Below are 13,391 nucleotides of genomic sequence, written 5' to 3'. Positions count from 1 at the left end.
TACATCATTTACATTTACTGCTTGCCAGTCGCTGATTGAAAGCCGTGTTTCTGCCAGATCTGTTCAATTTCACCAGATTTTTTCAGTTCCTGCAGAGTGCTGTTGAAGGATTTATTTAACTGGAAATTACCCGGTGTTTTCTTTGACCATAAAATATGAATTGTCTGCTGTGAAATGATAATGGGCAGGGTGGTCAGTTTTGTTCTATCGCCTGGAAATTGCTCATCTAATATGGCCTGCCCGACCAGTTTATCCGCCGCAACATAATCTACCCGACGTGCAATCAAACGTTCAAAGCAGTGCTTTAAAGTATTTGATTTGATCTTAGATATTAAACTGCTGCTGGTAAATTCGTCACTGTAAAAATATCCGTTGATAACGCAGACGCTGTGTCCGTTAATTGCGCTTAGATCAGATGCTTGTTTATAGTTCTCCGGATAGCTGAATAAAACCACACGGCTGCTGGCAACTGCATCAGAGTGCCAGAAGAAAACTGATCTTTCATTATTGAAATAAGCCCCTAATACCGCGTCATAGTGGCCTTGCTTGGAATGCTCCAGGGCACGCTTCCAGGGAACAAATGTTACTTTTGCCTGATAGCCTAATTTATTCAGTACCCGGCGGCTTATTTCAGTGACAGGCCCTTGATTATACATGTTAGCGCCATAATAGGGGGGCCACTGATCAGTGACCATTTCAATGCTTTTGTCAGCATCCGCATAGCAGAAGCTACTGAATAAGATAAAAAACAAGATATAAGTTAGTTTCATAGATTTATCTCAACGTCTTGATTTTATTTACACATTATAGAGCGTAAGTATTTATTTTGTATAAAACAATAGATTAAATTGATACAAAGAAGAGTTACCTCACTGCCGGCTAGTCAATCATAACTTCTTAGTGATTGATTTAGGAAAGTTTTGTGCTCCATTAGAGGAAATGTACTCATAATAACGACCCGAAATTATTCCATTCAACTTAGAGTAATTGTTCGGTTTAATAACACTTATCAATAATTTTATAAATGCTAATATTAGCTTCTTTTTTTGTAGATAGAAGCCGCTTATGCCTGCAGGTCTGTGTTTATTTATTGCAACTTTATTATGGGGCAGTTCATTTGCCGCATTAAAGTATGCTGTTAATTTTTATGATCCGACTTTTGTCATTTTTTTACGCATGTTAACCACTTTAGTAATTTGTTTATGTTTGTGGCCCTGGGTAAAGCGTTTTAAATATCAGCAGGGGGACTGGAAATATTTGCTGAGCATGTCACTGGCAGAGCCGTGTTTATATTTTCTATTTGAGGGTTATGCACTACAAAATACTTCTGCCTCTCAGGCGGGCATTTTAGTCTCATGCCTGCCGATTATTATCGCACTGCTTGCCTTCTTGATGCTTAAAGAACATATTTCTAAAGCGATTATTATCGGTTTTAGCTTGTGTATAGGCGGCAGTATCCTGTTAACCCATGTTTCTCCAAGCTCTGAGCATGCACCTGATCCTGTATTAGGTAATTTTCTGGAGTTTCTGGCGATGGTTTGTGCCGCATATTATTCTGTTAGTGTAAAGTACCTTGCTGCCCGTTATGCTCCATTGTCACTGATTGCTTTACAGGGGCTCAGCGGTACACTGTTTTTTGGACCCTTTGTACTTTTTACTGGTATTCCTCAAGTCCATGATACTAATGCGCTGCTCAATATTTTATATCTGGGCACCTTCGTAACATTAGGTGCCTATGGCATGTATAACTATGCCTTGAGTAAAGTGTCCGTCTTAACGGCCGCCGCTTTTTCAAATTTAGTGCCGGTTTTTGCTTTGCTGTTATCTTCTCTTTTACTGGGGGAAATACTGAATATTGATCAGTGGATAAGCATTGCTGTTGTATTTACGGGTGTACTGGTGAGTCAAAAACATAAGCCGCAGAGTGCTGAATATGTTCAGGAAAAGAGTGATACTCAGCAGAATATTTGAGCGAGCCGCAGATAATCAGTAAAACAGCTGTTAATTCATATTTTTACAGGTACTCTGATTAGCGGTTCAGCAGTATTGAGCAGATATTTATCTAGACTGCTGTTATATACATTTTTCTTTCAAGCTTTATTTAAGCCGCTTACTTCGATCAGGAGAGTAAATAATGAAAACTAATGAGCAGGTAAAAAGAAGTCGTCGTCTACGTAAAAAATTATATGTAGATGAATATTCGGTGCTAGGGTTTGAGTTTCATTTAGATTTGAAAATATTGATGAAAGTAGTTTTGATGCATTTTTTGACGGTATCTGCAGTTTTACTGAGTCGAGAAATCTCATTATGGGAGGGGCTGGCGGTACTGATACCTTTACTATTTATATCAGTTCATTTGATCGTTACGGCTCTGCAACCGAAGAAGACCGCAGCGCTTTTCAGGCATGGTTGAAAAACAACACATTTATTGTTGACGCCAAAGTCGATGATTTATCAGATGCCTATTACGGGATTTAAAACAACTTCTAACGAGAGCTGATTAAACAGCACAGTTATTGTTGATGCCAAAGTCGATGATTTATCAGACGCCTATTACGGGATTTAAAACAACTTCTAACGAGAGCTGATTAAACAGCACATTTATTGTTGATGCCAAAGTCGATGATTTATCAGGTGTCTATTACGGTATTTAAGCCTCCTGTATGACGCGCGATAATAGCTCTGCTGTTATCGCGTTTGCCGCCTGCTGAGCTCCTGTCAGAACTATAAATATATTTATTTGTTTGCCTGCCCATGTTCATTTCGTACACCATTTGACTATACTTTTAATACAGTCACTGCATATATTATTTTTATCTGAGATGTTTAGTTAACATGTTGTCTGCTGTGAGGTTTATATGAAATACAGAGGGCCGGTTGTAGCTGGGAGCTTTTATCCGGCTGCACCTGAACAGTTAAAAACAGAGCTGCATACATTTATTTCTGTGTCACCGGAGCCGAACATTAACCCGCATGCGCTTATTGTGCCGCACGCCGGTTACTGTTATTCGGGGGCGGTTGCTGGAGAAGCCTATGCTTACCTTAATGCCGCAGCTGAGATTAAACGCGTTATAGTACTGGGCCCCAGTCACCGGGTTCCCTTACAGGGCTGTGCAGTTTCAAATTATGATGTGTTCAGCACGCCGCTGGGTAAAATAGATGTCGCCAGCGACTGCTACAAGAAACTGTTGAAATCTGCTTTGGTAAGCTTTTGTGATTCGGCACATCTCTTTGAACACTCTCTGGAGGTACAGCTCCCGTTTTTACAGACCTGTCTGCAGGATTTTACCATAGTACCGATTGTTGTCGGTCAGTGTCAGCCGCAGCTGGTCAGTGAGCTGTTAAGCGTTTTACAGGCAGATGATCCGTCTACTGTGGTGATTGTCAGTACGGATCTCAGTCATTATCACAGTTACCAGCAGGCACAGATTTTAGACAGTCAAAGCATAGATAAAATTTTAAATTATGAAGCAAATCTGCATGGGCAGGATGCCTGCGGCTGTTATGCTGTTAATGGTTTATTAGATTATGCAGCTAAACAGGGCTGGAAAATTAAATTAACTGCTCAGGCTAATTCAGGTGATACTTTAGGAAATAAACAGCAGGTGGTGGGATATGCCAGTTTTATCCTCTATTGATTTATAAGCAGCAGATGCGGGTTATGCCGGTTTCATTCTCTATTAATTTAAGCCGGTAAAGAATAAGTTCAGGTGGCACTTTAGGAAACAAACAGCAGGTGGTGGGATATGCCAGTTTCATTCTCTATTAATTTTACTACAGCAGAACAAAACGAATTAGTAAATCTGGTAAAACAGGTTCTTGAGACTACCACCAGAGAACATACTCTGGTGCTTCCCGAACCGCCTGTATCGGCTGCTCTTCTGACACGTCGAGCCTGTTTTGTGACCTTGTATATCAATAAGCAGCTGCGGGGCTGCATCGGTACATACGGTGTCGAAAAGCCGCTGTGGCTTAATGTTTGTGAGTACAGTTATTACAGTGCCTGTCAGGATCGGCGCTTTGTGCCTGTGCAGAGCAATGAACTGCCGTATTTATCTTTTGAAATTTCTGTTCTATCGGAACTGGAACCGCTCAAAAACAGTGGTGAGCAGGCTTTATTAAAAGAGCTGAAAGTTGGGAGTGACGGACTGTTATTAAAAGAGGAAGGGGGGCGAAGCGCGATATTTCTGCCGACTGTATGGCATTCTTTACCAACTCCTATTACTTTCGTGCAGGCATTAAAACAGAAAGGGGGCTGGCATAGAAATTACTGGAGTGAGGATCTGAAACTGTATCGCTTTTCTACATTTGTTATTGAAGGCTGAGGTTTTTACCGCGGTCTGAATAAAACCGGGGAAAAAATCCCCCGGTTTTACTGTGTTATCTGGCTTTTCTTTTCTTTGCTTTAGCACGGCGAATTGCTGCCGGGCTATTAGCTTCTTTTCTGCGGGCGAGCATCTGATTGCGCTCCTGAGTTGCTTTATAGCGGCTTTTCTTAAGTGGTTTTGTCTCTGAATCATTATACTGCGAAGATGACTGCGCATCGAATTCGTAACCCGGGTAAACAATACGTTCAAACTTTCGTCCAATCAGCTCTTCGATATTATCTAAGAACTGCTCATCTTTCGGGCTGACTAATGAAACCGCCATACCATTTTTTCCTGCTCGACCGGTACGCCCAATACGGTGGACATAATCTTCGGCTAGAAACGGCAGATGGAAATTTACCACATAGGGCAGATCCGGAATATCTAACCCGCGGGCCGCTACGTCGGTTGCCACTAATACTCTTACGCTGCCATCGACAAATTTTTCAATTGCTTTGTTACGTGCGCCCTGAGCTTTATCACCATGACATAAAGCGGTTTTAATTCCATCTAACTGCAGTTCTTTAGCCAGCAGATTAGCGCTCTCTTTAGTACCGGCAAAGACCAGGACCTGTTTCCAGTTTTTCACCCCGATCAGCTCCGACAGCAGTTCACGTTTACGCTGTTCGGATACCCAGTAGACCTGCTGCTTCACTTTACCCGATGTAGAGTTTTGTGGTGAGATCTCTAGAGTTTTTGGTGTAGTCAGCAGCTTGTTAGCCAGGGTTTTCACTTTGTTAGAGAAAGTAGCGGAGAACATCAGTGTCTGATGTTTCTGTTTGATAACTTCCATTAACCTTTCAATGTCCTGAAGAAAACCCATATCCAGCATGCGGTCGGCTTCATCTAATACCAGGTATTTCACATGGGAAAGATCCACGTTTCTTAGTGTCAGATGTTCAATAAGACGGCCTGGAGTTGCAACTAACAGATCTACACCGTTTTTCAGCATTTTAGTCTGTGCCGGCATATTTGTACCGCCGCTGACTACGCCGCTGGTCAGGGGTAAAAATTCGCTGTAGTCTTTAATGTTTTTAGCGACCTGCAGGGCAAGTTCACGAGTCGGGGTTAATATCAGCGCTTTAATCGTTGTATTGTTAGCCGGCTTGGCACTGCTGTTTTTTGCTAATATATCTAAGATCGGCAGCGTAAAAGCGGCTGTTTTACCTGTGCCTGTCTGTGCGCTTGCCAGCAGATCGGTACCCGTACGGATAAGTGGGATCGCCTGCTGCTGTATAGGAGTCAGATTTTTATAACCACAAGCTTTTACAGCTTTTAATAACTCAGAAGATAAACCTATTGCATCAACACTCATTTACATCACCACTCTATTACACATACAAAATTCAATTATTGGCGCGAGTATAACAGCTCTGGCTTATTGGGCATTAATAAAATGCATGCTGTTATCAAGTTGCTGTTTAAACGTTTATTTATTATACTTTATCTGAATGATAATCATTATTGGCGGGCGTATGTCAGCAAAGAAAAAAATTAAATACAGCAGTAAAAAAGAGCAGAAAAAATCGTCTCTGTATCTGGTCACATCTACGGAATTCAAGACCGCAGTTCAATCAAAAGCTGTGCAGTCTGTTATCTGCAGCACAGAATTTGCTTCACGCCCCATTAAATCAACACCTTGTAAAAACTGTCCGGCTTTAAACTCGGGATTATGCAAGTGTGCCCTGAAAAAATTAAAAAAACGTAAACTGTCTTATCAGTAAACAAGGTAATGCTGATTTATTAAAAGCAGATCACGAAAATACTTTACTACAGACACAACAGCTCAGCGCTGTGTTATTTTACCAGTATTCATAAAAACTCACTCTCTATGTTGATATTGTCTTTTTCGCTTCGCTAGAGCAGGTTTATTAATTTGCCTTCAACTCTCCTTTAACCGGTACCTTATATGGAATTAATCTTTTCACTACTGCAGCAGCTTAGTGTGTATTTAGTGATTGCGTATTTATTAAGTAAAACGCCTTTATTTATGCCCTTAACCACAGTTTCCGGTCATTTTTCGCAGCGTTTAGCCTGTTATGTGGTGTTTAGCCTGTTTTGTGTGCTGGGTACTTATTTTGGTTTAGCTATTGAGAATGCCATCGCTAATACACGGGCAATCGGTGCGGTAATGGGCGGTCTGCTTGGAGGGCCTGTGGTTGGTTTTGCCGTCGGGCTGACCGGCGGCATCCATCGTTATACCATGGGAGGTTTTACTGATACAGCCTGCGCAATATCAACCACTGCCGAAGGGTTATTAGGCGGCTTAATCCACAGTTATTATGTCCGGCGCGGGCTGGTGGACAAAATATTTAAACCGAGTGTTGCTTTTGTGGTTCTTCTGGCTGCAGAAGTGATGCAGATGACGATTATACTGCTGGTTGCGCAGCCCTTTGAGCAGGCGCTGCACCTGGTTAAAGCAATCGCTTTACCTATGATTATCGCCAACAGCATAGGTGCTGCTTTATTTATGAGTATTATCCAGGATCGAAAGGCGATTTATGAAAAGTACTCTGCAGCCTTTTCCAGCAAAGCATTAAAAATTGCCGAACGTTCCGTCGGCATTTTAAGCAGCGGTTTCAATCAGCAGAGCACTAAAAAAATAGCGCAGATAATTTATGAAGAAACGGGAGTGGGGGCGGTTTCCATTACCGACAGAGAAAAAATTATGGCGTTTATTGGTATCGGTGACGACCATCATCTGCCTGGAACGCCTATCTCATCTGAGTGCACCAGACAGGCGATTCAAAATCGTGAATTAATTTACGCTGACGGTTACGAAGTTGCCTACCAGTGTTCACTGCATGAGAAATGTAAATTAGGCTCTGCGCTGGTTATACCGCTAGTCGGCGGGGAAGATGAAGTATTAGGCACTATTAAGCTTTATGAGCCGAAACAGAAGCTGTTCTCAACGCTTAACCGTCATTTAGGAGAAGGGCTGGCAAAGCTGCTGTCCAATCAGATTTTAACCGGCCGCTATATTGAGCAGCAGACATTACTGACACAAGCAGAGCTGCGTCTTCTGCAGGCTCAGGTAAACCCGCATTTTTTATTTAATTCCCTTAACACAATCAGTGCCGTGATCAGGCGCGATCCGGATAAAGCACGACAGCTGATTCAGCATCTTTCACAATTTTTCCGCAGAAATTTAAAGCATAATATTGAATCCGTGACGATTGAAGAAGAGCTGGCGCATATCACTGCATACCTTGAAGTTGAGCTGGCACGTTTTTCTGACCGCTTAGAAGTTGAATTTCAGGTGGATCCCGAGCTGCATAACGTTGTTGTCCCCACCTTTACTCTGCAGCCGCTGGTTGAAAATGCAGTTAAACACGGCACATCAACCTTATTAGAAAACGGCAGAATTCAGGTGAAAGGCTCTATTGTTAGAAACAGTGCTCAGCCCCTGGTGGAACTGCTGGTTATCGATAATGCCGGTAACTATACTGTAAAAGAAAATGAAACAGGTTTAGGCCTGCAGATTGTTGATAAACGTTTAAAAAATGCTTTCGGGCAGTCATACGGGCTGCAGATGTCCTGCGAAAAAGGAGTTTCCTGTACAGCGCAGATTACTTTTCCACTGCTGGAAATAAAAGGAGTTAACAAAAAAAATGCTTAAAGCGATTGTGATAGATGATGAACTGTATGCCAGAGAAGAGTTAATCGAATTATTAAAAGAAACAGCTGAAGTTGAGATTATTGCTTCCTGCAGTAATGCAGTTGAAGGGCTGCAGAAGGTAAACAGTTTAAAACCCGATGTCATATTTCTGGATATTCAGATGCCGCAGATAACCGGTTTAGAGATGCTCAGCATGCTGGATCCGGAGACTATGCCGCACGTTGTTTTTGTTACAGCCTATGATGAATATGCTTTACAGGCATTTGAAGATAATGCTTTTGATTATATATTGAAACCGGTTGAACCCGGCCGTTTAAGTAAAACTGTGAAGCGCTTAAAATCGAGTATCGCAAAACGAGATTACAGTGGTCTGCTGCAGGAGCAGTTAGAGTTAATTCCCTGTGCCGGTTATAACCGTTTTATATTAGTCAAACCCGATGAGATTGAAATGGCATTTTCAGATCAGTCCGGCGTTCATGTTATCACTAATATGCAGTCCAGCACTGAACAGACAGCGGGCTGCTCCCTTAGTTTAAAAGTGCTGGAGGAAAAAACCTGCCTGATCCGCTGCCACCGCCAGTATTTAATTAATCCCACCGCAATCCGTGAAATCAAATTATTAGAAAATTCACTGGCTGAAATCATTACCTGTAATGGTTCAACAGCGCCGGTCAGCCGCCGTTACCTAAAAGCTTTAAAAGACCGCTTTTCATTAAGTTAACTTTTCGGCCGATTCTGCAAAACCACTTAAAAATGCTGTTGACCGTTTAAATCTGAATATGACCGCTTAACTATATATGCCGTGTATCTGTTTATCTATCCGGTAGAGTGCTAGTTATGACAGACGGATTTGGACGGTTTTACAAATTATCAGTCGTTTTGTTATAGCTGTTCAGTAATATTAATAACATCGATATTAGTGAATAGTTTTAACTAAGCGTCTCTAATTTAAACTCTCTAGCTGCTGTTATTGTTATCAACTTAAACAGAGAGAGAATAATATGCTTTGGTTCCTATTTTGTATTGCAGCGCTGCTCGGCGGATATTTTATCTACGGGGCGTTTATCGAAAAAGTGTTCGGCATTAATAAGGCACGTAAAACACCTGCTTATAGTAAGCAGGATGGTGTCGATTATGTACCTATGTCGACTAAAAGAGTTTATCTGGTACAACTGCTGAATATCGCTGGTGTTGGTCCGATATTCGGGCCGATTATGGGGGCTTTATACGGCCCGGCCGCTATGTTGTGGATTGTGCTTGGCTGTATATTTGCCGGCGCAGTTCACGATTATTTCTCCGGTATGTTGTCGATTCGTAACGGCGGTGCCTCCGTACCGGCTATTACCGGCAAATATCTGGGGAAAAATGCCAAACATTTCATGAATATATTTGCTTTAATTCTACTGTTATTAGTCGGTGTGGTTTTTGTATCGGCACCAGCCGGTATGTTAACTAATCTGGTTAATCAGCAGACAGATCTGGCAATGCCGCTGCTTACTATGGTCATTATCATTTTCTCATATTATGTAATCGCAACGATTGTTCCTATCGATAAAATTATCGGACGCTTGTATCCGTTTTTCGGTGCACTGTTAATCTTTATGTCAGTAGGATTAGTTGTAGCGCTTGGTTTCTCCGGCGATCATACCTTATTAGGTGACTATGAGATGAGCCAGATGTTCACCAATATGAACCCCAATGACCTGCCGTTATGGCCGGCACTGTTTATCACTATTGCCTGCGGTGCTATTTCAGGATTCCATGCGACCCAGTCACCATTGATGGCACGCTGTCTAGAAAATGAAAGTAACGGACGTTTTGTGTTTTACGGTGCCATGATCGGCGAAGGTATTATTGCTTTAATCTGGTGTGCACTGGCACTGTCTTTCTTCGGCTCAGTTGGTGCGTTATCTGAAGCGGTCAGTAATGGCGGTCCCGGCAGTGTGGTATATGACACCTCGATTGGTCTGCTAGGTGTATTCGGCGGTATCGTTGCATTTTTAGGTGTGGTTATCTTACCGATAACCTCTGGTGATACAGCTTTCCGTTCTAGCCGTTTAATCCTTGCTGAATACTTCAATCTGGAGCAGAAATCTGTTCGTAACCGTTTATTGATGGCATTACCTCTGTTTGTTATCGGCGCAATTTTGACACAGGTTGATTTCGGCATTATCTGGCGTTATTTTGGTTTTGCTAACCAGACGACAGCTGTAATGATGCTATGGACAGCTTCTGCTTATCTGCTGCGTCATAATAAATTCCATTGGGTAGCAACTGCTCCGGCAATGTTTATGACTACGGTAATTATTACCTTTATCCTTAATAACAGCACATTAGGCTTTGGTTTAGCGATGAGTGCATCAACGGTAACGGGTATTTTAGCAATGCTGATGATTACAGCTTATGTGATAAAACGTTCTAAAGGCAGACATATTGAAGATGAAAGCGTTGACAGCGCGACTGAAAATCTTAAAAATAAAGCGCAGTTAGAATCAATTTAATAATTCTGAACAATATTATATAATTATGACGGTTATTCAGAAATGAATAGCCGTTTTTTTTGAGAAAAATTCAAGAACTGACTTACACTGTTATAGTGTAAAACTTACCGAGAGTAGCTATGATTAAATATATTAATGCGGTTCAAGCCAATGAGTTAATAACTTCTACTAATACCTGTATTGTTAATATAGTTGCTGAATGGTGTTCTGACTGTACACAGCAAGCTGATAATTTCCCTTTATTTGCACAGACTTTTAGCGATAAGGGTATTTCTGTCTATCAAGTTAATGTCCAGAAAGTAAAAAATGAATTCCTGTCCGATGCTCATCAAGAATTAACAACTCTTTTGGGCGGCCCTGGTTATCCGCGTACTGTATTGATTAAAAGAGGAAAGATAATTGATGCAGATAATGTGGAAGTGTTAACTGATGAAGCTTTAGAAAAACTGGCCGCAAAATTTGAACTGGCGATATTAAGCTGATTAAAAAATGAACCCGTAGAGTTAGTAATTTAGCCGCTATTGTACGATAATTACAGTGTACAGGTTTATTTTGAGGAACAGCAAATGGACATTTCAGGAACATCAAGTGCCGCTAGTCAGCAGATAGTACCGCAGCGAAGTGTGCACAATGAATCAACCCTGCAGCGTCAGGAAACAGAAACTCAGAAGCAGACGCAGAGCGTTGATAAAGTAACAACTGAGCAGCCGGTGCAGCAGACTAAAAAACTCAGTGAAGATGTGGTAAATGCAAGGGTTTCTGAGCATCAGGCATTAGCATCCGGGAAACAGGTAACAGCGGATGAAGCTGTCGGCAGTCTGGTAGATGTACGTGTGTAATTAGCTGGTTTTTATGAATATTTCAACCTCTTCACCAGCAGTGCATACTGCCGCATTTTCACCAGTGCAGAGCAGACCTTCGGTTGAGGTTTCAGCCTCGCCTGCAGTACAGGTCAGCGCGCCTCAAGTTGATATTTCTGTCTCGCCTGGAATTAACAGTGCTGATAATATCAGCGAGAACCCAACCTATCAAAGACCAGTCAGCCTTGTCCCTGAACAGGAAAATCCAGCACAGGGCGGGCAGGTCGCGGATGCACAAGAAAAGCAGTCTGAAGACGATCCGCAGGCTGTACAAGGCACTGATAAAAACGCAGGTGAGCCCGAACAGAACCAGGAAAATGAGCAGTATAGTGAAGCAGAGTTGAAGCAGATCAGCAGTCTGCAGGTACTTGATGCGGAAGTAATTGCCCATGAAAGAGCACATGCTTCGGTCGGCGGACAGTATGCCGGCACTCCCCATTATGATTATCAAACCGGGCCTGACGGTGTCAAATATGCGGTGTCCGGAGAGGTATCCATTGATACATCAAGAGTTCCCAATGATCCTCAGGCAACTCTGCGCAAAGCCCAGCAGATAAAAGCCGCCGCATTAGCACCCGCTGAACCTTCCAGTCAGGATCGTCGTGTTGCCGCCAAGGCAGGCCAGATGGCGTCCGATGCCCGCAGTGATATTCAGCAGGAACTGCGCGGAGATGAAAGTAGTACAAATTCAGCCGCGCGCTATGAATCACATGTACCTGAACATTTTACCGGTGAGCAGCATCTTGCAGAAGAAACTAATACACCACAGTTAGTTAACCGCAGTACGCAAATCAGTGATGCTTACCGGGACTCTTCGCTTATTAAAGAGAATTCAACCTTCCAGATGCAGATCTGAATACACCACAGCTAGTTAACCGCAGTACACAAATCAGTGATGTTTATCGGGACTCTTCGCTTATTAAAGATAATTTGACCATGTAGACGCAGAACTAACTCACCGCAGATTAATAAATCATTCCGATTGTTTTGTTTTATTTAAAAAATCATTATAAAATCACGTCATAATTCAGTATCAGAAAAATTGATACCTGTTGGGGTATGATTTGTTATTTAGGAATGAAAAATGAAATATTCGCTCAAACAATTAGCTGTTTTTGATGCTGTGGCTAGTCAGGAAAGTGTCAGCGCAGCCGCACGAAAATTATCAATGACCCAGTCTGCTGTGAGTATGTCTCTTTCGCAGTTTGAGAGTGTTTTAGACCGGCCGTTATTCATCCGCCAGGGGAATCGTTTAACCTTAAGTCACTGGGGACGCTGGCTTCGTCCTAAAGCGAAACGTTTACTTCAGGATGCGCAGCAGATTGAGTTCGGGCTGCATGATCAGCAGATTATCAGTGGTAATTTAGTGCTCTGCTCCAGCCAGACAATTGCCGAGCATATACTGCCGCAGTTAATCAGTAAAATTGATACTGATTTCCCTGAACTGCGTATAGAAGTTAGTATTGAAAATACTGAACATGTTGTGCAGGGGTTAATTAATCATGAATATGATCTAGGTCTGATAGAAGGACGCAATGATGATAGCCGAATATTTCAGCATGATTTGACAGAAGATAATTTGGTTATATTTACCAGCGCACATCATCCTTATGCCAAATATCCGAAGGTCAGTCTGGCACAATTAGAACAGGCAAAATGGATTTTACGGGAAATGGGGGCTGGAACCCGTCACATATTCGATGGTGCGGTGCATGGTTTAATCGAAAATATTGATGTATGGAAAATGTATGACAGTATTCCGATTATCAAAGAGCTGGTTAAAAATGGTTTTTACCTGGGGTGTTTACCCAAACTGGACGTCGCTAAAGAAGTTGCAAACGGTGAGCTGGTTATATTAGAAACACCGGATCTGAATATGAAACGAAATTTATCATTTGCCTGGCGTACCGATGCCGGTGAAAACCCGCTGCGTGACTGCATAATCGCAGAGGCGAAGCGTTTAATTTCTAGTTTAAAACTTTAGATGTGGGCTGAGGAAGGAAAATATCGTGTCCGGCTTTTGAGTGTTGATTTACTTAATTTG

The 13,391-nt window shown here is 42.1% G+C and carries 13 protein-coding genes and 1 pseudogene; 12 read left to right on the top strand and 2 right to left on the bottom strand.

Annotated elements, in window-relative coordinates; all coding sequences use genetic code 11:
* Positions 1 to 14: 14 nt before the first annotated feature.
* Positions 15 to 770 (bottom strand): substrate-binding periplasmic protein, encoded by a 756-nt coding sequence (locus G337_RS0109050; protein WP_028863602.1) that lies wholly within the window; start codon positions 768 to 770, stop codon positions 15 to 17.
* 295 nt (positions 771 to 1,065) lie between these two features.
* On the opposite strand from G337_RS0109050, the gene G337_RS25925 reads away from it, so the two are divergent.
* The 4 genes and pseudogenes from G337_RS25925 to amrA all read left to right on the top strand — a co-directional run bounded on the left by G337_RS25925 (position 1,066) and on the right by amrA (position 4,325).
* Positions 1,066 to 1,971 (top strand): DMT family transporter, encoded by a 906-nt coding sequence (locus tag G337_RS25925; protein WP_037027274.1) that lies wholly within the window; start codon positions 1,066 to 1,068, stop codon positions 1,969 to 1,971.
* A gap of 163 nt (positions 1,972 to 2,134) precedes the next feature.
* Positions 2,135 to 2,478, top strand: a pseudogene (locus tag G337_RS29160) (50S ribosome-binding protein YggL).
* A 380-nt stretch (positions 2,479 to 2,858) separates the two neighbouring features.
* Positions 2,859 to 3,638 (top strand): AmmeMemoRadiSam system protein B, encoded by a 780-nt coding sequence (gene amrB / locus G337_RS0109030; protein WP_028863601.1) that lies wholly within the window; start codon positions 2,859 to 2,861, stop codon positions 3,636 to 3,638.
* Positions 3,639 to 3,746: 108 nt separating this feature from the next.
* The gene (gene amrA / locus G337_RS0109025; protein ID WP_028863600.1) at positions 3,747 to 4,325 is read left to right on the top strand and encodes an AmmeMemoRadiSam system protein A; all 579 of its coding nucleotides are present in this window, start codon (positions 3,747 to 3,749) and stop codon (positions 4,323 to 4,325) included.
* Between the two features lie 55 nt (positions 4,326 to 4,380).
* On the opposite strand, the gene G337_RS0109020 is transcribed toward amrA, so the two are convergent.
* The gene (locus G337_RS0109020; RefSeq protein ID WP_028863599.1) at positions 4,381 to 5,682 is read right to left on the bottom strand and encodes a DEAD/DEAH box helicase; all 1,302 of its coding nucleotides are present in this window, start codon (positions 5,680 to 5,682) and stop codon (positions 4,381 to 4,383) included.
* A 160-nt stretch (positions 5,683 to 5,842) separates the two neighbouring features.
* Here G337_RS0109020 and G337_RS0109015 point away from each other — a divergent pair, with 160 nt between their 5' ends.
* The 8 genes from G337_RS0109015 (at position 5,843) to G337_RS0108980 (ending at position 13,331) form a co-directional block, all read left to right on the top strand.
* Positions 5,843 to 6,091, top strand: coding sequence for a hypothetical protein (locus G337_RS0109015; protein WP_028863598.1), 249 nt, complete (start codon positions 5,843 to 5,845; stop codon positions 6,089 to 6,091).
* A gap of 185 nt (positions 6,092 to 6,276) precedes the next feature.
* A complete protein-coding gene (locus G337_RS0109010) occupies positions 6,277 to 7,986 on the top strand; it encodes a sensor histidine kinase (RefSeq protein ID WP_028863597.1) in 1,710 nt (569 codons plus the stop codon).
* Positions 7,979 to 8,707: a two-component system response regulator BtsR gene (btsR, locus tag G337_RS0109005; protein ID WP_028863596.1), complete on the top strand. Its 729-nt coding sequence runs from the start codon at positions 7,979 to 7,981 to the stop codon at positions 8,705 to 8,707. Before G337_RS0109010 ends, btsR begins: the two co-directional genes overlap by 8 nt.
* Positions 8,708 to 8,987: 280 nt before the next feature.
* Entirely contained in the window at positions 8,988 to 10,487 is a 1,500-nt protein-coding gene (locus tag G337_RS0109000) for a carbon starvation CstA family protein (protein ID WP_028863595.1), read from the top strand.
* A gap of 119 nt (positions 10,488 to 10,606) precedes the next feature.
* Positions 10,607 to 10,969 carry a peroxiredoxin family protein gene (locus tag G337_RS25915; protein ID WP_037027273.1) on the top strand — a complete coding sequence of 121 codons (363 nt, stop codon included), beginning with the start codon at positions 10,607 to 10,609 and terminating at the stop codon, positions 10,967 to 10,969.
* 84 nt (positions 10,970 to 11,053) lie between these two features.
* Positions 11,054 to 11,326 (top strand): hypothetical protein, encoded by a 273-nt coding sequence (locus tag G337_RS0108990; RefSeq protein ID WP_028863594.1) that lies wholly within the window; start codon positions 11,054 to 11,056, stop codon positions 11,324 to 11,326.
* A gap of 13 nt (positions 11,327 to 11,339) precedes the next feature.
* Entirely contained in the window at positions 11,340 to 12,203 is an 864-nt protein-coding gene (locus G337_RS25910) for a putative metalloprotease CJM1_0395 family protein (RefSeq protein ID WP_051303092.1), read from the top strand.
* 228 nt (positions 12,204 to 12,431) lie between these two features.
* A complete protein-coding gene (locus G337_RS0108980) occupies positions 12,432 to 13,331 on the top strand; it encodes a LysR substrate-binding domain-containing protein (protein ID WP_028863593.1) in 900 nt (299 codons plus the stop codon).
* The last annotated feature ends 60 nt before the right edge of the window (positions 13,332 to 13,391 follow it).

Source organism: Psychromonas aquimarina ATCC BAA-1526 (assembly GCF_000428725.1).
Taxonomy (GTDB): Bacteria; Pseudomonadota; Gammaproteobacteria; order Enterobacterales; family Psychromonadaceae; genus Psychromonas; species Psychromonas aquimarina.
This window is presented reverse-complemented; position numbering and strand designations above follow the sequence as displayed.

What these genes read in the sequence shown, in the direction of transcription:
- G337_RS0109020 (WP_028863599.1), bottom strand. Translation starts at nt 5,682, where the DNA reads ATGAGTGTTGATGCAATAGGTTTATCTTCTGAGTTATTAAAAGCTGTA.
- btsR (WP_028863596.1), top strand. Translation starts at nt 7,979, where the DNA reads ATGCTTAAAGCGATTGTGATAGATGATGAACTGTATGCCAGAGAAGAG.
- G337_RS0109015 (WP_028863598.1), top strand. Translation starts at nt 5,843, where the DNA reads ATGTCAGCAAAGAAAAAAATTAAATACAGCAGTAAAAAAGAGCAGAAA.
- G337_RS0109010 (WP_028863597.1), top strand. Translation starts at nt 6,277, where the DNA reads ATGGAATTAATCTTTTCACTACTGCAGCAGCTTAGTGTGTATTTAGTG.
- G337_RS0109000 (WP_028863595.1), top strand. Translation starts at nt 8,988, where the DNA reads ATGCTTTGGTTCCTATTTTGTATTGCAGCGCTGCTCGGCGGATATTTT.
- G337_RS25925 (WP_037027274.1), top strand. Translation starts at nt 1,066, where the DNA reads ATGCCTGCAGGTCTGTGTTTATTTATTGCAACTTTATTATGGGGCAGT.
- G337_RS0108990 (WP_028863594.1), top strand. Translation starts at nt 11,054, where the DNA reads ATGGACATTTCAGGAACATCAAGTGCCGCTAGTCAGCAGATAGTACCG.
- G337_RS0108980 (WP_028863593.1), top strand. Translation starts at nt 12,432, where the DNA reads ATGAAATATTCGCTCAAACAATTAGCTGTTTTTGATGCTGTGGCTAGT.
- amrB (WP_028863601.1), top strand. Translation starts at nt 2,859, where the DNA reads ATGAAATACAGAGGGCCGGTTGTAGCTGGGAGCTTTTATCCGGCTGCA.
- G337_RS25910 (WP_051303092.1), top strand. Translation starts at nt 11,340, where the DNA reads ATGAATATTTCAACCTCTTCACCAGCAGTGCATACTGCCGCATTTTCA.
- G337_RS0109050 (WP_028863602.1), bottom strand. Translation starts at nt 770, where the DNA reads ATGAAACTAACTTATATCTTGTTTTTTATCTTATTCAGTAGCTTCTGC.
- amrA (WP_028863600.1), top strand. Translation starts at nt 3,747, where the DNA reads ATGCCAGTTTCATTCTCTATTAATTTTACTACAGCAGAACAAAACGAA.
- G337_RS25915 (WP_037027273.1), top strand. Translation starts at nt 10,607, where the DNA reads ATGATTAAATATATTAATGCGGTTCAAGCCAATGAGTTAATAACTTCT.